This window comes from Micromonospora globosa, from assembly GCF_000717585.1.
Lineage (GTDB): Bacteria > Actinomycetota > Actinomycetes > Mycobacteriales > Micromonosporaceae > Micromonospora > Micromonospora aurantiaca.
In genome coordinates this window covers 106,192-123,504 of record NZ_JNZR01000027.1, presented here as the reverse complement: position 1 = coordinate 123,504, position 17,313 = coordinate 106,192, and the positions used below count along the sequence as shown (strand labels likewise).

At 73.9% G+C, this 17,313-nt stretch carries 15 protein-coding genes; 3 read left to right on the top strand and 12 right to left on the bottom strand.

Translation table 11 applies throughout. The features are described 5' to 3' along the window. The first annotated feature begins 64 nt into the window (after window positions 1–64). The gene (locus IF06_RS0123145) at window positions 65–2,125 is read left to right on the top strand and encodes a SpoIIE family protein phosphatase (RefSeq protein ID WP_030273524.1); all 2,061 of its coding nucleotides are present in this window, start codon (window positions 65–67) and stop codon (window positions 2,123–2,125) included. A 469-nt stretch (window positions 2,126–2,594) separates the two neighbouring features. On the opposite strand, the gene IF06_RS33195 is transcribed toward IF06_RS0123145, so the two are convergent. Then, a complete protein-coding gene (locus IF06_RS33195) occupies window positions 2,595–4,181 on the bottom strand; it encodes an FAD-binding oxidoreductase (RefSeq protein ID WP_030273522.1) in 1,587 nt (528 codons plus the stop codon). A gap of 100 nt (window positions 4,182–4,281) precedes the next feature. Here IF06_RS33195 and IF06_RS0123135 point away from each other — a divergent pair, with 100 nt between their 5' ends. Then, window positions 4,282–6,375 (top strand): S9 family peptidase, encoded by a 2,094-nt coding sequence (locus IF06_RS0123135; protein ID WP_030273521.1) that lies wholly within the window; start codon window positions 4,282–4,284, stop codon window positions 6,373–6,375. 80 nt (window positions 6,376–6,455) lie between these two features. Here IF06_RS0123135 and IF06_RS0123130 read toward each other — a convergent pair whose 3' ends face one another. The 10 genes from IF06_RS0123130 to IF06_RS0123085 all read right to left on the bottom strand — a co-directional run bounded on the left by IF06_RS0123130 (window position 6,456) and on the right by IF06_RS0123085 (window position 15,518). Continuing rightward, window positions 6,456–7,967 (bottom strand): FtsX-like permease family protein, encoded by a 1,512-nt coding sequence (locus IF06_RS0123130; protein ID WP_030273520.1) that lies wholly within the window; start codon window positions 7,965–7,967, stop codon window positions 6,456–6,458. After that, entirely contained in the window at window positions 7,964–8,665 is a 702-nt protein-coding gene (locus IF06_RS0123125; protein ID WP_030273519.1) for an ABC transporter ATP-binding protein, read from the bottom strand. The genes IF06_RS0123130 and IF06_RS0123125 overlap by 4 nt, the downstream gene beginning before the upstream one ends. Then, window positions 8,662–9,198 carry a PadR family transcriptional regulator gene (locus tag IF06_RS0123120; protein ID WP_013283529.1) on the bottom strand — a complete coding sequence of 179 codons (537 nt, stop codon included), beginning with the start codon at window positions 9,196–9,198 and terminating at the stop codon, window positions 8,662–8,664. Before IF06_RS0123120 ends, IF06_RS0123125 begins: the two co-directional genes overlap by 4 nt. A 73-nt stretch (window positions 9,199–9,271) precedes the next feature. Next, window positions 9,272–9,838: a TIGR03086 family metal-binding protein gene (locus IF06_RS0123115; RefSeq protein ID WP_030273517.1), complete on the bottom strand. Its 567-nt coding sequence runs from the start codon at window positions 9,836–9,838 to the stop codon at window positions 9,272–9,274. Window positions 9,839–9,937: 99 nt separating this feature from the next. Next, window positions 9,938–11,476 (bottom strand): SpoIIE family protein phosphatase, encoded by a 1,539-nt coding sequence (locus IF06_RS0123110; RefSeq protein ID WP_030273515.1) that lies wholly within the window; start codon window positions 11,474–11,476, stop codon window positions 9,938–9,940. Between the two features lie 2 nt (window positions 11,477–11,478). Then, the gene (locus tag IF06_RS0123105) at window positions 11,479–12,825 is read right to left on the bottom strand and encodes a sensor histidine kinase (protein WP_013283526.1); all 1,347 of its coding nucleotides are present in this window, start codon (window positions 12,823–12,825) and stop codon (window positions 11,479–11,481) included. After that, complete coding sequence (locus IF06_RS0123100; RefSeq protein WP_013283525.1) at window positions 12,822–13,835, bottom strand: SpoIIE family protein phosphatase; 1,014 nt, start codon at window positions 13,833–13,835, stop codon at window positions 12,822–12,824. Before IF06_RS0123100 ends, IF06_RS0123105 begins: the two co-directional genes overlap by 4 nt. Further along, the gene (locus IF06_RS0123095; RefSeq protein WP_013283524.1) at window positions 13,832–14,251 is read right to left on the bottom strand and encodes an ATP-binding protein; all 420 of its coding nucleotides are present in this window, start codon (window positions 14,249–14,251) and stop codon (window positions 13,832–13,834) included. The genes IF06_RS0123100 and IF06_RS0123095 overlap by 4 nt, the downstream gene beginning before the upstream one ends. Further along, the gene (locus IF06_RS0123090; RefSeq protein WP_013283523.1) at window positions 14,248–14,658 is read right to left on the bottom strand and encodes an STAS domain-containing protein; all 411 of its coding nucleotides are present in this window, start codon (window positions 14,656–14,658) and stop codon (window positions 14,248–14,250) included. The genes IF06_RS0123095 and IF06_RS0123090 overlap by 4 nt, the downstream gene beginning before the upstream one ends. Continuing rightward, window positions 14,658–15,518 carry an STAS domain-containing protein gene (locus IF06_RS0123085; RefSeq protein ID WP_030273512.1) on the bottom strand — a complete coding sequence of 287 codons (861 nt, stop codon included), beginning with the start codon at window positions 15,516–15,518 and terminating at the stop codon, window positions 14,658–14,660. Before IF06_RS0123085 ends, IF06_RS0123090 begins: the two co-directional genes overlap by 1 nt. A gap of 159 nt (window positions 15,519–15,677) precedes the next feature. Between IF06_RS0123085 and IF06_RS0123080 the strand changes: the two genes are divergently transcribed. Beyond that, complete coding sequence (locus IF06_RS0123080; RefSeq protein ID WP_018789120.1) at window positions 15,678–16,034, top strand: STAS domain-containing protein; 357 nt, start codon at window positions 15,678–15,680, stop codon at window positions 16,032–16,034. Between the two features lie 10 nt (window positions 16,035–16,044). Here the strand turns inward: IF06_RS0123080 and IF06_RS0123075 are convergent, their stop codons facing one another. Continuing rightward, a complete protein-coding gene (locus tag IF06_RS0123075) occupies window positions 16,045–17,313 on the bottom strand; it encodes an MFS transporter (RefSeq protein WP_013283520.1) in 1,269 nt (422 codons plus the stop codon).

The following is a 17,313-nucleotide window of genomic DNA, read 5'->3' as shown; positions in this document are numbered from 1 at the left end:
GACCCGGGTGGCGGGTTCGGCCTGATGCTTGGCACCCGGGGTGGGCGCGGTGGAGGATACGAAGGTGTCAGCGGAGGCAGGGCCTGCTAGCGGCGGCGCGGACGAGCGCGTCCGCCGGGTCCGCCTCCCCGCCGACCGCCGCACCCCGGCGGCGGCCCGCGCGCTGGTCCGCACCATGCTGCTCGAAGCGCGTCTGCCCGAACTGCTGAACGAGGCGCTGCTGCTCACCACCGAGCTGACGACCAACGCCGTCGAACACGCGCGTACCGAACTGGACATCGAGGTCGACACCGACCGCAACGGCCTCACCGTGACAGTCACCGACTTCGCCTCCGGCCCGGTCGACGAGCTGATCGTGGGCGTGCGCAACACCACGTCCGACATCACCGAGGTCGCCGCCCGAGGGCGCGGCCTGCTGCTCGTCGACCACTTCTCCAGCCGGTGGGGCACCACGTACCTGCCCACCGGCAAGGGCGTCTGGTTCCGCCTGGACCGGCCCGGCCCCGGCGGGTCCGCCCGGCCGTCGGCCGGCCCACTGCGCGTCGCCGAACCGGAAGGAAACGGCGACGGTACGCCGAGCGCCGCGGCGATGAGTGAGCTGATGCAGCTCACCCCTGACGCGTACGCCGACGAGCCGCTGCCCGAGTTCGCCACCGGACTGCTGACCCGGGTCGCCGAGATGGTGGGCGCCGCCGGTGGCACGGTCCGGCTCGACCGGGGCGACGGACTCGGCACCCAGGTCTTCGCCCGGTACGGCCGGCCGGCGCGCGAGGGCAACGAGCTGCTGCGCGTCCCGCTCGCCGTGCACCGGCCGTACTCCGGTGAGCTGGAGCTGGACGCGGCGCCCTCGGCGTACGCCCGGCCGCTCGCCGTACTGGCCGCCGAACGGCTGTCGCTGCACCTGGAGAACGACCGGCTGCGCCGCGCCGACGTACGCCGCTCCACCTGGCTGACGTTCCTGGCCGAGGCCAGTGAACTGCTCGCCCAGTCGCTCGACGTCGAGCTGACCATGGCGCTCATCCCGCAGCTCGTGGTGCCCCGGCTCGGCCAGTGGTGCGCCGTGCACACCACCGACGAGTGGGGCCGCCTGCGGCTCGCCGCGTCGAGCCACGCCGACGAGGCGATGCTGCCGCAGCTGCACCGGATCCTCCAGGAGACCGGCCAGGACTCGATCCAGTCCCGGCTGCGCGAGGCGTCCCGCAACGCCGCCCAGGTGCCGCTCGGCGGGCCGATGGAGGGCTTCGCCGTACCGCTCATCGCCCGCGGCCAGCGGCTCGGCACCCTCGCCGTGGGCCGGCACCAGCGGCACCGGCACGACCCGGACGAGGTCTCGGTGCTGGAGGACGTGGCCCGCCGCGCCGCCCTCGCCATCGAGAACGCCCGCATCCACGCCGAGCGCCGCCGGGTCGCCCAGACGCTCCAGCAGTCGCTGCTGCCGCCGGTGCTCCCGGTGGTCGAGGGCATCGGCTTCGCCGCCGAGTATGTCCCGACCGGCGACGACGCGGAGGTCGGCGGCGACTTCTACGACGTGCTCCCGCTGCCGGACGGCCGCTGGCTCGTGGTGGTCGGCGACGTGTCAGGCAAGGGCGTGCAGGCCGCCGCCGTGACCGGCCTGGTCCGCGACGTGATCCGGGTGCTCGTCGGCGACGGCAAACCGCTGCCCGAGGTGCTCGGCCGGCTCAACGAGACGCTCGTGGAACGCGGCGGCGGGCGTTACTGCACGCTGGCGCTGGCGGCTGTCGCACCCGGCGACGGCGACCAGCTCGACGTCTCGCTGCACCTGGCCGGCCACGACCGCCCGGTGCTGCTGCACGGCGGTGGAGGGGCGACGTTCGTCGGCGCCGGCGGTACGGCGCTGGGCCTGCTCGACACGATCACCACGCCGACCGCCGAGCTGACACTCAAGCCCGGCGACGCGCTGATCTTCTACACCGACGGGGTCACCGAGCGGCGGCGCGGACGGGAGCTGTTCGGCACCGACCGGCTGCGCGAGTCGGCGGCGCCGCTGGCCGGATACTCGGCCGACGTGGTGGCCGCCCGGCTGCGCGCCGCCACCATCGCCTTCTCGGTGGAGCCCCCACGCGACGACATAGCCATCCTGGTCCTCCGGAACGACACCCCCTAGCCCGCTCGCCCCGCCCCGCCCCGCCCCGCCCCGCCCCGCGTCCGCTCCGGGTTCGGCGTCGGCGTCGGCGCCGACGTCGGCGTCCGCCTCGACGATCATGAACTTAGCCGCTCATTTCGCCCGATTCCTCCCCGCCAACTTCATGGTCAACGAGCGCTCCCTCCTGCACCGACGCCTCAGCCGTCGTTCGCGGCGCTCAGCTCGCCGTCGTGACCGTTGAGCCCGCCCCGTCGCGGCTGTTGAGCCCGCCCGTCGTGGCGCTCGCTCCCCGGCGCAGCCCTTCAGCCCTCCCCGTCTCGCCCTCAACTCCCCCTCGTGGCGCTTCCGCCCGCCCCGTCGGCGGTGATCAAGGAGTTTGTGGCTCAGGAGGGCGCGAAATCTGACACAAACTCCTTGATCACCGAGTGAGGGCGGGGCGGGCCGGGCGAGGGCCGGCGGGGACAGGGCCGGGCCAGGCGGGGCAGGTGGGTCAGAGGCCGCCGGGGAGGCGGCCGGGGGCCAGGCGGTGGTGCGGATCCAGGTGGGCCTTGGCGCTGCGCAGTCTCGGCAACGTGGGCAGCTCGCCCCAGAGGTCCACGGCACGGCGTACCGCCGCGGGCGCGGCCACCACCACGCACCGACCCCGCCGGGCGATCAGCACGCTGCGAACCGCGGTGAGGATCGAGGCGACCCGCTCGGGCGGAAGCGCGCCGGACAGGGCGGCGTGGACGGTGCCCGAGCCGGCCGAGCCGCGTACCGGCACCGGGCCGCCGGTGGCGTCGCGCAGCGCGTAGACGGCCGCGTGCAGGTCGTTGATCGGCACCTCGATGCGCAGCGCCGTGTCGCCGGGCGCGAACGGGTAACGCCCCCACCATTCCGGTGCGTGGTGGCTGACGATCGCCTCGGCGCCGAGGACGGCGGTGAGCCGCTCGGCCCGCTCGGTCACGTCGGCCGGGCCGCCCTCCAGCAGCACCACGAGGCTGCCCGCCGCGGGTCGTCCGGTCACGGCGGGATGGTCGGGGCGGTTGACCACCGACGGGTGCGTCGGCGGAATGCGACGCCGGGGCAGCGGCACCGGCACCGGCAGGTCCAGTTCGACGGCGGCCGGATCGACGCCCGCGGCCAGTACGGCACGGACCAGGTCGTGCACCTCCAGCGGTGTCCAGACCGGACGGGACACCCAGAGCCGGCCGGCCGGCACGGCGTGCACCCGCATGGTGGCCGAGACCAGCACGCCGAGCCCGCCCTGCGAGCCGCAGAGCAGCCGGGCCACGTCCAGCCCGGGCACCTCGCCCCGGCCGAGTATCGCGTCCCCGCCGCCGCGACCCGGATCGCCGCCGGCACCGCCCGCCGGATCTCCGACACCCCAGCCGGGACCGTCCGCCAGACCGCCGGCACCCCAGCCGAAACCGTCCGCCGCGCCGGCAGGCCCAGAGCCGGCACCGCCACCACCATCGCCCGCCGGACCGCGTCCACTCGCCCGGCCACCGCCGCTGCCAGGGGTGGCCCGGCCCAGCGCCTCCGTGCCGGACTCGCCGACGCTCACCAACTCGCCGTCGGCGTCCAGATAGCGCACCCCGACGAGCTGGGCGCACGGGCTGCCGTGCCGGTGACGCAGCGGACCGGACTCGTCGGCGGCGAGCACCCCGCCGAGCGTCGCGCCCGGCGAGGGCGCGTCGACAGGCAGCCGCCGGTTGGTGCGCGCGAGTGTGGCCTGGACGGCGCGCAGCGGCGTACCGGCGCCGATCTCGGCCACCGCCGCGTCGCGCGGCTCGTGCCAGACCCCGGCGAGGCGGCCGGTGTCGAGCATGATGTCCACCTGCGCCGGCGCGGCACCCCAGTCGATCTTCGTGCCGGCGCCGCGCGGCACCACTGTCAGGTCGTGCGCCGCGGCCAGCCGCAACACCTCCGCCGCGGCGTGCGGGCCGCCCGGCACGGCCACCCATCGGGCGGTACGGCCGGCCACCTCGTCGGCCGGGCCGGCGAAGCGGGCGAACGGGGTGCCGCAGATCGCGGCCAGCTTCCGGGTGATGTCGAGGGCTTCGAGTCGGTCGGTGGAACGTGCCGCATCCGCCATGGCGGTTATCGTACACATGTTCGAAAGACCTGGCGGCGAGTCGCCGGATTCGGTCGGTGGGCGAGCCCGGCGGCGGCCCGCCGACCGGTAACGTGGCGCCGTGACCGAAACCCCACCGCCCGTCGCCAAGCGCGTCCCGACCGAGCGCCTTCATCACGGTGACACAGTCCTCGACGAGTACGCCTGGCTCGCCGCCAAGGACGACCCGGACACGATCGCGTATCTGGACGCCGAGAACGCGTACACCGAGGCGCGCACCGCCCACCTGGCCGGCCTGCGCGCGGAGCTGTTCGAGGAGACGCGCCGGCGCACGCAGGAGACCGACCTGTCGGTGCCGACCCGCAAGGACGGCTACTGGTACTACACCCGCACGGTGGAGGGCCAGCAGTACGGCGTGCACTGCCGGCGCGCGGTCCTGCCGGGCGAGACGGCGCCCCCGGTCAGCGCGGACGGCGCCCCGCTCGACGGCGAGGAGGTGCTGCTCGACGGCAACCAGCTCGCCGAGGGGCACGACTTCTTCTCGCTCGGCGCGTTCGACGTCAGCCCGGACGGGCGCTGGCTGGCCTACTCCACCGACTTCTCCGGCGACGAGCGCTTCACGCTGCGGATCAAGGATCTGACCACCGGCGAGTCGCTGCCGGACGAGGTACCGGACACGTTCTACGGCACGGCCTGGTCCAGCGACGCGTCCACGCTGTTCTACGTGACTGTGGACGAGGCGTGGCGGCCGAACCGGGTCTGGCGGCACACCGTCGGCACGGCGTCCACCGAGGACGTGGTGGTCTACCAGGAGGACGACGAGCGGTTCTGGGTCGGCGTCGAGCTGACCCGCTCCGAGCGTTTCGTGGTCATCGACATCCACAGCAAGATCACCAGCGAGGTGTGGGTGATCCCGGCGTCCAACCCGACCGGCGAGCCCGCCGTCGTGGCCCCGCGGCGTCAGGGCATCGAGTACGCGGTGGAGCACCACGGCCACCGCTTCCTGATCCTGCACAACGACGGCGCGGAGGACTTCGCGCTTGCGTACACCTCGGCGGACTCGCCGGGCGAGTGGGAGCCGCTGATCCCGCACACCCCTGGCACTCGGCTGGAGGCGGTCGACGCGTTCGAGAACCACCTCGTGGTGTCGCTGCGCACCAACGGCCTGACCGGCCTGCGGGTGCTGCCGGTGGGCAGCGACGACAGCTGGGACATCGACTTCCCGGAGCCGATCTACAGCGTCGGGCTGGACGCCAACCCCGAGTACCGCACGAGCGAGGTGCGGCTGCGCTACACCTCGCTCGTCACCCCCGACTCGGTCTACGACTACGACCTGGTCACCCGGGAGCTGACGCTGCGCCGGCAGAAGCCGGTCCGCCCCGGGCCGGACGGGCGGGCGTACGACCCGGCCGACTACGAGCAGCACCGGGACTGGGCGCTCGCCGACGACGGCACCCGCGTACCGATCTCGCTCGTCTGCCGCCGCGACACCCCGCGCGACGGCTCGGCGCCCGCCGTCATCTACGGCTACGGGTCGTACGAGGCGAGCATGGACCCGTGGTTCTCGATCGCCCGGCTGAGCCTGCTCGACCGCGGCGTGATCTTCGCGGTGGCGCACATCCGGGGCGGCGGTGAGCTGGGCCGGCGCTGGTACGACGAGGGCAAGCTGCTGGCCAAGAAGAACACGTTCACCGACTTCGTGGCCTGCGCCCGGCACCTCGTGAAGGCGGGCTGGACGGCGAGCGACCGGCTGGTCGCCCGGGGCGCCTCGGCCGGCGGCCTGCTGATGGGCGCGGTGGCGAACCTCGCCCCGGACGCGTTCACCGGCATCGTCGCGCAGGTGCCGTTCGTGGACGCGCTCACCTCGATCCTCGACCCGTCGCTGCCGCTGACTGTCACCGAGTGGGAGGAGTGGGGCAACCCGCTCGACGACCCCGAGGTCTACGCGTACATGAAGTCGTACACGCCGTACGAGAACGTGAGCGCCGCCGACTACCCGGCCATCCTGGCGGTGACCAGCCTCAACGACACGCGCGTGCTCTACCACGAGCCGGCCAAGTGGATCGCCCGGCTGCGGTCGCTCGCGCCGGCCGGCGACTACCTGCTCAAGACCGAGATGGGCGCGGGCCACGGTGGCCCGAGCGGCCGGTACGACTCCTGGCGCGAGGAGGCGTTCGTCAACGCCTGGATCCTCGACCGCGTCGGCCGCGCCTGAGGTGTAAGGAAGGGCCCCTTATTAACAGACGTCTGTTAATAAGGGGCCCTTCCTTACACGGGGGCCTGCCCGCTGACCGCTCAGCCCGCGCGCAGTTCCTCCACCGACGTCGCGGTGCGCAGGAACAGCAGGCCGGCCACGACCGTGCACAGCACCGCCGCCAGCCCGCCCGCCGCGAGCCAGGCCAGCTGATCCCACGGTACGTCCGGCGGAACTGTCGTCTTCGGCACCCATTCGGTACGGGTGTACCGCGCCGCGGTGGCCGGATCGCCGCACAGTTCCGAGCCGGCGTCGCAGATCGTCCGCGTGAAGCCGCCGTTGCTCGGTGCCGGCATGACGCCCCGGACCAGCAGGTAGCCGACCGTCAACGCGAGCCCGATCGCGGGTACGGCGGGGGCGAGCGCGGCCCAGAGCAGCGACCGGCCGATGGTGGCCCGTGGCACGCCGGTCGCCACCTGCGCCGCGTACGCCCGTCGCCGGCTGGTGATCCCCTCGACCACCGCCACGAGCAGCCCACCGCCGGCGATCGCCATCGCCACCAGGACCGCGAGGTCGACCAGGTCCATCGCGCCGAGGTAGAAGCCCGGGTCGGCCATTCCGGAGCCGGTGCGGCGGGTCACCTCGGCCTCGGCCTGGAAGTCGGCACGCAGCCCTGCGGCACCGGCGCCGAAGATCAGCGCGGCCAGCAACGCGGCGAAGGTGCGGCTGCCGGCCCACGGGTCGGCGGCCAGCCGGCGGGCGGCGAGCAGGGCGGCCGGGCCGCGTCCGTGCCGGTGCAGCAGCCGGCCGGTCCGGTACGAGATCCAGCCGGTGCCCGACACCACGCCGATCATCGCGGTCAGCCCGCCGACGACGAGCAATGTCGGCACCGGCCAGTCGGGGGCCACGGCGCCACGCCGTTCGTACCAGAGCAGGAGCGGGCGGATCGCGGCGAACATCGCCAGCGCGGCGAGGATGAGCACGCCCGGCCACGGCCAGGGCGCCCGGGTGCGGACCTTGCGCACGACGCCGAACGGGGTGGTGGCGACCCGCCGCAGCAGCAACGCGCTCACCAGCGCGGCGGCCAGCGGCAGGCCGAGCACGACGGCTGCCACCGCCACCGGGGCCGGGTGCACGTCGGTGGGCAGCGGCAGCCGCCCGTCCGCGTCGGGCCGGTGCAGCAGCCGGCGCCCGGCCAGGAAGACGGCCAGGCCGACGAGGGTGCCGAGCAGGCTCGCCACGCCGGTCTCGGCGACCGCGACCCGGGTGACCTGCCCGGGGGTGGCACCGGCCAGCCGGAACGCGGCCAGCCGCCGGTCCCGGCCCGGCGCGCCGAGGCGGGCGCACTGCCCGGCCAGTCCCAGGACCGGTACGCAGAGCAGCAGCAACGCGAACGCCACGCCGGGGCGCAGACCGGGTTCCCGCAGCAGGGCGTTGGTGTACTGGTCGGAGTTGAGCCCTTCGTCGCCGGACGGCTTCACCACCGACAGCACGGTCAGCGCGGCCAGCCCGGCCAGCGTCGCGAGCGCGGCGCTCACCGCCGTGAGCACCACCCGTGCGATGTCGGTGCGGGTGCCCGCCAGCACGAGACGCAGCAGCGTCCCCGGCCTCACCGCGACCCGCCCGGCAGCGCCGGGTCGAGCCCGAGCCCGGTGTGGTCGACCATGCCGTCGCGCAGGCTGACCTCCCGGTCCGCGTACGCGGCGATGCGCGGCTCGTGCGTCACCAGCACGACTGTGGTGCGCTGCTCGCGGGCCAGCCGGACCAGTTGAGTGAGCACCTGCTCGCCGGCCAGCGTGTCGAGCGCGCCGGTCGGCTCGTCGGCGAAGATCACCCGTGGTTCGGTGACGAGCGCCCGGGACAGCGCGCAGCGTTGCTGCTGCCCGCCGGACATCTCACCGGGCCGGGCGTCGGCGACGTCGGCCACGCCGAGCCGGTCCAGCCAGGAGAGCGCCGCCGTCCGCGCCGCTCGCCGCCCCGTGCCGGCGAGCAACAGCGGGAGCGCGACGTTCTCCGCGGCGGTCAGCTCGGCGACGAGCTGGCCGAACTGGAACAGCACCCCGAATTCGGTACGGCGCAGCCGCGAGCGGGCCGCCTCCGACCACGTGTCGATCCGATCCCCGCGCCAGGTGACCTGACCGGCGTCGGGGCGCAGGATGCCGGCGAGACAGTGCAGCAGCGTGGACTTGCCGCAGCCGCTCGGGCCGGTGACCGCGACGATCTCGCCTTCGGCCACGTCGAGCGTCACACCGCGCAGCGCGGGGTTGTGACCGTAGGCGCGGACCACTCCGCGCGCTTGCAGGAACGTCACGTGCGCACCTCCCGGTGCCAGTCGGCGACCCGGTCGAGGGTGGTGTGCAGCCACCGGAGATCGGCGTCGAGGTGGGCGATGGCGAAGTCGGCGGCGACCACCTCGTCGAGGCGGGCGCCGGGGGCCGTCTTCAGCGCGGTCAGTTCGCGCAGGCGTTGCGTGTGCGCCTGCCGCTGCGCGATCAGGTAGACGCGGGCCTGGTCGACGTCGGCCACCAGGAGCGCGACCACCACCTTGGCGAAGAGCGTGCTGGCCACGTACGGCATCGGCGGCTCGACGGTGCCGAGCCAGTGGTCCAGCGCCGCCCGCCCGTCCTCGGTGAGCGCGTACGAGGTACGGTCCGGTCCGCCCTCGCGGGTCTGCCCAGCCGTGGCCACGAGGCCGTCGCGGCACAGGCGGGCCAGTGTCGCGTAGACCTGCCCGAAGGCGAGCGGCCGGGCGCGGGGCAGCCGCTCGTCGTGCGCGCGCTTCAGCTCGTAGCCGTGGCGCGGGCCGGCGGCGAGCAGCCCGAGCAGGACGTGCGACGTGGACACGGCCCTACTATTCGCTGAGCGAATAGTGGTGTCAAGAACGGCCCGCGCGGCGCACCACGCGGGCCGTCGGAGTTCAGCGGGTCCAGGCCGGGTCGCGCCCGGCCCGGCCGAGCAGCGCGTCCATGCTGTCCGGTGCCGCGTCGGTGGGCACCGGCGGGCCGAACGCGCCCATCTTCTGCCCCGTGTCGCCCATCCGGTCCATGAACTCGTGCCCCGCCGCCACCACAGCGGGGTCCACGGTCAGATCCTGGCCGGTGGCCCGCGCCAGATCCCATCCGTGGATGGTGAGGTCGATCAGGGCCATCAGGCCGACCGTCTCCTGCGGCAGTCCCATGCCCGGCGACACACCCTCCTGCGTGGACGGGTCGGACCACGCCTCGGTCAGCCGGGCCGCCTCGGTCGCGAACCGGTCCCGCCAGCCGTCGGTCAGATGGTCGGTCTTGCCGGACCAGTCGACCTCCTCCCGGCGGGCCAGCGCCTGGAAGTTGACCACCACGTCGAACAGGTGGCCGAGCAGGTCGCGCACTGTGTAGTCGGGACAGGGGGTGGGCAGGACGAGCTGGTCGTCGGAGACGCCGCGCACCATCGCGGCCGTACGCGGCGCCGCGACGGCGAGCAGTTCACTGGTCTTCGTAGTCATCGGGCCAGCCTATAAGGACTGTCGCGAGGAAACGGGACACGAACCGGCAGGGTCCGGTTCCGGCACCGGCGCGTCCGCCGCAGCGACCGCGCCGGTCGCTCAGCGACGGCGGACCGCTACCACCGCGACGTCGTCGTGGATCTCCGGCGGCGCCAGCTCGACGAGCAGCCGCCGGCAGAAGTCGTCCAGGTCGTCGTCGACCCGGGTGGCGGCCACCCCGAGCGCCGCCATGCCGTCGTCGATCGTGGCGTCCCGCCGCTCGATCAGCCCGTCGGTGTAGAGCACGAGGGTCGCCCCGGCCGGCAGCACGAACTCCAGGTCCGGCGGGCGCGGCGCGCGCACGCCGAGCAGCGGCGCGGACTGCGTCACGAACTCGACCCTCCCGTCCCGGCTGAGCAACGCCGGCAGGTGCCCGGCGCTGGCCAGCCGGACCAGCCCGGTCGGCGGGTGGAGCAGCAGCACGCAGATGGTGGCCAGCTCGGTCGGCAGCAGGGTGCGCATCAGCTCGTTGACCCGGTCCAGGATCACGCCCGGCTGGTGCCCCTCGACCGCGTACGCCCGTACCGCGTGCCGCAGCTCGGCCATCACCGTGGCGGCGTGCAGCGAGTGCCCGGCCACGTCACCGATCGCCACCAGCAGGTGGCCGTCGAGCATCACCAGCTCGTAGAAGTCGCCGCCCACCTCGGTCTGCGCGCTCGCCGGCTCGTACCGGACGGCCAGGTCCAGGCCGACGACGTCGGGCAGCCGCTGCGGCAGCAGGCTGCGCTGCAACGTCACAGCGATCCGGTGCTCCTCGTCGAAGGACCGCTGCGCCTCGACCGCCGAGGCGACCGCCTGGGCGAGCTGCACCAGCACCGGCGTGCGTACGGTCTGGGTGGCGGTCGGCACCACCACGTAGAGCGGGGCCCGGTCCTCGCGCAGCCGGGAGGCGGCGACGGTCACGGTGTCGCCGTCCGGCCAGCCGGCCAGCGCCCAGTTGGCCGGCTCGTCGACGCGTACCCGGGTGCCGATCGGCACTCCGGTGTCGTCCACCACCCACGGCACGATGGTGGCCGGTGTGTGCGGGTCGGCCGCCACGCCCGCCAGGCAGTCCCCGTCGAACGTCTCGGCGACCACCGCCGCCGGGGCATTGAAGATCCGCGCCGCGCCGCTCGCGGCGGCCTCCAGCAGCCGGACGAAGTTCGGCGTCGCGTGCATCTCCACAGTGGCGTCGGCGAGCGCGGCGAGCCGTTCGGCGAGCTGCTCGGCCCGCCGCCGGGCCTGGTAGTAGCGCAGCACCGCGTGGGCGGTGGCGACCAGTTCCTCCGGCTCGATCGGCTCGGCCAGGTAGGCGTCCGCGCCCCGGGTGAGACCCTGCGCCCGGTCGACCACGTCGACCGCGTGCGCGGAGACGTGGATGACCGGGATCGACGGGTGCGCCTCCTTGATCCGCTCGCACACCTCGAAGCCGCTCATGTCCGGCAGACGGACGTCGAGCACCACGAGGTCGATGTGTTCCCGGTCCACCCGCTCCAGCGCCGCCGTGCCGTTCTCGGCCTCGACGGTGACGAAGCCGGCCCGGGTCAGCCAGTTGACCAGCAGGTATCGCTTGGGGCCGCTGTCGTCGACCACAAGCACGGTCACCGGCCCGCCGTCCACCGTCACGCTCCGCCCGCGGGGAGGACCACTGTGAACGTGCTGCCCCGGCCGGGTTCGCTGGTCAGCTCCAGCGTCCCGCCGAGCAGCGTGATCAGCCGGCGCGCGTACGGCAGGCCGAGCCCGGTGCCACCGACCCGGGTCGTGCCGGGCACCTGGTAGAACTCCTCGAAGACCCGTTCGTGCAGCTCCGGCGGGATGCCCACGCCGGTGTCGGTGACCGACAGCGTCCACTGGCCGCCGCGGCGCTCGGCGCGCAGGCGCACCTCGCCGCGTTCGGTGAACTTCAGTCCGTTGTGCAGCAGGTTGCGCAGCACCTGGGCGAGCAGCACCTCGTCCGAGCGCACAGTGGCCGGGGCCGGCGGTTCCTCGACCACCAGCTCCACCTCGGGGCGCGCGGCGAGCGCCCGCAGCGTGCCGCGCAACTGCCCGAACACGGCGCGCAGATCGACGTCGGACCAGTCCGGCTCGATCCGGCCCGACTCCGCCTTGGCCAGGTCGAGCAGCTCGTTGACCAGCCCCAGCAGGTCGCCCGCCGAGGAGCGGATCAGCCCCACCTGACGGGCCTGCTCGCCGGTGAGCGGGTCGGAGGCGGAGTCGGCGAGCAGCCGGGCCAGGCCGATGATCGCGGTGACCGGGGCGCGCAGCTCGTGGCTGACGTTCGCCAGGAACCGGCTCTTCGACTCGCTCGCGGCCCGCAGCTGGGCGGACTTCTCGTCCAGTTCGGCGTAGAGCGCCACCACACCGCGGTTGGTCTCCTCCAGCTCCTCGGTGAGCTGGTTGTAGAGCGCCATCACGCCGTGGTTGGTCTCCTGGAGTTCGGAGTTCAGCACCGCCAGCTCGTCGCGCTGGCTGCGTACCTCGTCGAGGGCGGCGATGAGCTGCGCGTTCTGGGCGGCCAACTCGTCCAGCGCGGAACCCGGCGCGCGCTCGGCCAGCTCGGCGCGGAGCTCGGCGGCGCGCTCGGCCGTCAGCTCCTCGGCATGGTCGGGCACTCGTCGGGACATCCTCACGACGGTATCGCCCTCGACGGCCACCACCCGCAACGTGTCCACCAGACGCGCGACGGCGCCGGACTGCGGCTCGTACCGTCCACCGGGGAGCGGACGCAGCGGCGACAGGTCCACCTGGAGGACCCGGCGGCCGACCGCGTCCCGGTCGAGGGCGAACGTCACGTCCGCGCCGTCGGCCCCGTGCAACAGTTCCCGGGCCACCTCGCTGAGCGCGGTGGCGATCCGTACCTGGTCCTGATGTTCCAGCCCGACCGCCGCGGCCACCTCCCGGCCACGCTGCCGGACCAGGAAGATGTCCTGCTCCACCCGGAGCGCGAGGTGCAGGAGGGGCTCGGTCATGCCGCCCCCCGGGCCACCAGGACGCAGGCGTCGTCACGGCGGACACCGGCGTCGCGCAGCAGGGTCGCGGCGGCCAGCAGCGGGTTGCGGCCGGCGAGCCCGGGATAGTCGTCCAGATCCCAGCGGTCCACCACTCCGTCACTGTGCATGACCAGGGTGGCGTCGCGCGAGAAGGGGTAGTCGTACCCGCGGATCGCCGGACGCTGGTGCCCGGCGATGCCCGGCAGCGAGACCAGCCCGCGCCGCCGCTCGCCCGGCGCGACGATCATCGCGGCGATGTTGCCCAGCCCGGCGTAGCGGAGCACTCCGGCGGCCGGATCCGGTTCGGCCACCGCGAGCGCGGCGCCCCGGGTGTGCGAGATGGCGGCGTGCAGGTGCCGCACCACGACGTCCGGCGGCCCGTCCGGCGCCGAACGGAACGCGGACACGGCGGCACCTGTGGCGGCGGCGGCGAGCGGCCCGTGGCCCAGCCCGTCGGAGACCAGCACCTGCCGCCGGCCGCCGACCTGACGGACCGCGTACCCGTCGCCGCTCGTCTGCTCGCCGGTGATCGGCCGGGCCAGCCCGCCCGCCCAGTCCGGCTCCGGCGGTGCGGCGTCCCAGACCTGGACGACCAGGACCGTGCCCCGCCCCGGCGACGAGTAGCCGTCGAACCGGCTCGACTGCCGGGTGATCGCGCCGAGCCCGATGCCGAGCGTGCCGGCGGTGGAGTGGCCGTCGGCGGAGGAGAGCGTGAGGTCGGCCATGCCGGGGCCGGAGTCGATCGCGACCAGCTCCACACCGGCCCGCCCGCCCCGGCGTGCCGGACGCATCAGGAGCGTGCCCTCGCGGGCGTGCTTGACCAGGTTGCTGGTGATCTCGGCGGTGACGATGGCCAGGTCCGCGACGCGCGCCGCGCTCAGTTCGAGCTGCCGGCCGAGACGCTCGGCCGCCCGGCGTACGCTGCCGGCGGTCGCGCCGGTGTCGACCCGGAACCAGATGCCGTGGTCGGGCACCACGTCGGCGATCATCGCGACCACTTGGTGACGGTGATCCGCGTCCCCTCGCCGACAGCCGTCCGGATGTCGAAGTCGTCGACGAGCCGGCGGGCGCCGCTCAGTCCCAGGCCCAGCCCGCCGCCGGTGGTGTAGCCGTCGGTGAGCGCCAGGTCGAGGTCGGGGATGCCCGGGCCCTCGTCGGCGAAGACGATCCGCACGCCGCGCCGGCGGCCGTCGGACACGGTGCTCACCTCGGCGCTGCCCCCGCCGCCGTAGATCAGCGTGTTGCGGGCCAGCTCGCTGGCGGCGGTGACGAGCTTCGTCTGGTCCACCAGGGAGAGGCGGACCGCGACGGCTGTGGTACGCGCCAACTGCCGGACCCGCACCACGTCCTCGTCGCTGCGGATCGCCTGGGTCGCCGGCACACCCAGGTCGACGCCCGTGGTCATGCCGTCGCCGTCGTCTCGGTGTCCTCGTCGTCGGCCGCCTCGTCCCACTCGTCGGCGCGGCTGGCCGCGATCAGCTCCATGCCGCGCTCGACGTTCAGCGCGGTACGGATGCCGTTGAGCGACAGCCCCAGCTCGACGAGCGTGATGGCGACGGCCGGGCGCATGCCGACCACCACCGTCTCGGCGTCCAGCACTTTCGAGATGGACGCGATGGTGGACAGCATCCGGCCGACGAAGGAGTCGACGATGTCCAGCGCCGTGATGTCGATGATCACGCCGTGGCAGCCGGTGGCGACGATCCGCTCGGCCAGGTCCTCCTGCAACTGGACCGCCGTCTGGTCGGACATGTCGACCTGGATGGAGACCAGCAGGATGTCGCCGATCTTGAGGATCGGCACCCGTTCCATCAGGACTCCCGGCGCGGGCGGCGAGCGGTGGTCTCGACCCCGGTCAGGCGCAGCACGTGGCGCAGCGCGTCGGCGAGGCTCGCCTTGGTGGCGATGTCACCGAACTCGATGCCGAGGGCCACGATCGTCTGGGCGATCTGCGGGCGGATACCGGAGATGATGCAGTCGGCGCCCATCAGCCGGGCGGCCACCACGGTCTTGAGGATGTGCTGCGCGACCTGCGTGTCCACCGCCGGTACGCCGGTGATGTCGATGATCGCGTACGGCGAGCCGGTGTCGACGAGCGTCTGGAGCAGCCGCTCCATCACCACCTGGGCGCGGGCCGAGTCCAGCGTCCCGACCAGCGGGACGGCGACCACGCCCTCCCAGAGCTTCACCACCGGGGTGGACAGCTCCAGGAGCTGCTCCGCCTGGTCGGCGATCAGGCTCTCGCGGGCCCGGACGAACGTCTCGAACGTGAACAGGCCCATCTGGTCGATGAGCGCGGAGAAGGAGACGAAGTCGCGCAGGGTCTCGTCGCCCTTCTCCTCCTCCATCAGCTCCAGCAGGGTGTCCTTGAGCGCGAACACGCTGATCGCGGTCTCGGTGGCGGAGAATCCCTGGCGGGCCCGGTTGGTGGACAGCTCGGACAGCACCGCCCGCAGCTCACCACCGTGCTCGTCGGCCAGGTCGGAGACGCCCTGCCGGCCGGCGTCGACCAGCGCGCGGTGCAGCTCCTGGACCTGCCGCGCCAGCTCGGCCCGGCTCAGACGACCGCGCAGCGAACTGCCGACGATCTCCGTCCAGCGGTTGGTCAACCGGTCCGCGTGCTGACTGAGCAGGTGGGCGAGCCGACCACCCTGTTCGGCGCTCAACGCCATGGTGACCTCCCTGATTTGGACGGGCGGACTCTATCACCGGAGGCCGGGGCGCTACTTGTCACGGAGCAAAGAATGATCGACCGCACCCGTGACCGCTCCCGTTCTGCGCGTCGCGCCCATCGTGGGATACCGTTTCCCCCGAACACAGGAGGTCGACGAATGTCCTTGACGGTGCACACGGAACAGCGCGGCGACGTGGTCGTCGTGTCGGTCGCGGGCGAGCTCGACATGGCCACGGCACCGCAGCTCCAGGACCAGATCACGGATCTGCTGGACAAGGGGCGCAGTCGCCTCGTCTTCGACCTGGCCGAGGTGTCGTTCTGCGACTCCACCGGCCTGTCGGTGTTCGTCCGGGCGAAGAACAACTGCGACGAGGCGGGCGGCGTGGTCCGGCTGGCCGCCCCGCAGCGCGGCGTGCTGCGCATCCTCGAGGTCAGCGGCCTGGTCGAGGTGCTGCACACGTACCCGACGGTCGAGCAGGCCGTCGCGGGCGATCCCACCCCGGCCTCCTCCTGACCGATCCCGCTCAGCGCTCGTCCTCGATGTAGCGGGGACGGGCGATCACCATGCCCGCCGCCGTCTGCACGGCCAGCGCCACCAGCAGGAAGCCGATCGGGGCGGTCCAGCCGCCTGTCGCCTCGTAGAGGATGCCCACCAGCAGCGGCCCGAGAGCCGCGATCACGTACCCGGTGCTCTGCGCGAACGCGGACAGCGCCACGGTGCCCTCGGCGGTCCGGGCGCGCAGCCCGATCGTGGTCAGGATGAGCGGGAACGCGCCCTGGCCGAGCGCCAGCAGCAGCACCCACAGCGGCGCCAGGCCGTGCGGGGCGAGCGCCAGCCCGGCGTACGCGGCGGCGGAGAACACGGTCAGCGACAGCACCAGCGGGCGGAGCGTGGCCAGCCGTCCGGCGAGCGCCGGCATCATCAGCGCCACCGGCACGCCCAGCGCGGTCACCCCGGCGAGCAGCAGCCCGGCCGTCTCCGGCCGGTATCCGGCGTCCCGGAAGAGCTGGGCCAGCCAGCCCATGATCGCGTACCCGCTGAGCGACTGCGCCCCGAAGTAGACCGCCATGGCCCAGCCGAGCCGGGTCCGCCCCGGCTGCACGCGGGCCGGGGCGGCGACCGCCACCGCCGGGGGCGCGGCCCGTCGCGCGGCGCGGGCGCGCAGCGCCAGCGGCACCCACGGGAGTACGGCCAGCGCGGCCAGCCCGGCCCAGATGCCGAGTCCGGCCCGCCAGGAGCCGAACGCGTGCGCGACCGGCACGGCGGAGGCGGCGGCCACCGTCGTGCCCACAGTCAGGGCCATCGTGTACGCCCCGGTGACCAATCCGGTGCGGTGCGGGAAGTGCTGCTTGACGAGCATCGGCAGCAGGATGTTCGCCACCGCGATGCCGGCCAGCGCGAGCGCGCTGGTGAGCACGAAGACCGCCGCCGAGCCGGTGACCGCGCGCAGCACCTGCCCGACGGTGAGCGCCACCATGGCCACCACCAGCACCCGGGGCGCGGCCCAGCGGCGGACCAGCCACGGGGTGAGCGCGCCGAGTCCGGCGAAGGCGATGGTGGGCAGCGTGGTGACCAGGCCGGCCATCGCGCCGGAGAGGCCCAGGCCGACCCGGATCTCGTCGAGCAGGGCGCCGAGGCTGGTCACCGCGGCCCGCAGGTTCAGCGCGACGAGCAGCATCCCGGCGAGCACGAGCAGACCGCCCCGGACCGGGCCGGCCGCCGGGGCGGGGCCCGCCGCGGGTGTGACGCCGGGGGCGGGCACTGTCGCGGCGGGCGCAGGTGGCGGAGTCAT

What these genes read in the sequence shown, in the direction of transcription:
- IF06_RS33195 (WP_030273522.1), bottom strand. Translation starts at nt 4,181, where the DNA reads ATGGCGGATGCGGCACGTTCCACCGACCGACTCGAAGCCCTCGACATC.
- IF06_RS0123115 (WP_030273517.1), bottom strand. Translation starts at nt 9,838, where the DNA reads ATGACTACGAAGACCAGTGAACTGCTCGCCGTCGCGGCGCCGCGTACG.
- IF06_RS0123105 (WP_013283526.1), bottom strand. Translation starts at nt 12,825, where the DNA reads ATGACCGAGCCCCTCCTGCACCTCGCGCTCCGGGTGGAGCAGGACATC.
- IF06_RS0123100 (WP_013283525.1), bottom strand. Translation starts at nt 13,835, where the DNA reads ATGATCGCCGACGTGGTGCCCGACCACGGCATCTGGTTCCGGGTCGAC.
- IF06_RS0123095 (WP_013283524.1), bottom strand. Translation starts at nt 14,251, where the DNA reads ATGACCACGGGCGTCGACCTGGGTGTGCCGGCGACCCAGGCGATCCGC.
- IF06_RS0123090 (WP_013283523.1), bottom strand. Translation starts at nt 14,658, where the DNA reads ATGGAACGGGTGCCGATCCTCAAGATCGGCGACATCCTGCTGGTCTCC.
- IF06_RS0123085 (WP_030273512.1), bottom strand. Translation starts at nt 15,518, where the DNA reads ATGGCGTTGAGCGCCGAACAGGGTGGTCGGCTCGCCCACCTGCTCAGT.
- IF06_RS0123080 (WP_018789120.1), top strand. Translation starts at nt 15,678, where the DNA reads ATGTCCTTGACGGTGCACACGGAACAGCGCGGCGACGTGGTCGTCGTG.
- IF06_RS0123075 (WP_013283520.1), bottom strand. Translation starts at nt 17,313, where the DNA reads ATGACTCCGCCACCTGCGCCCGCCGCGACAGTGCCCGCCCCCGGCGTC.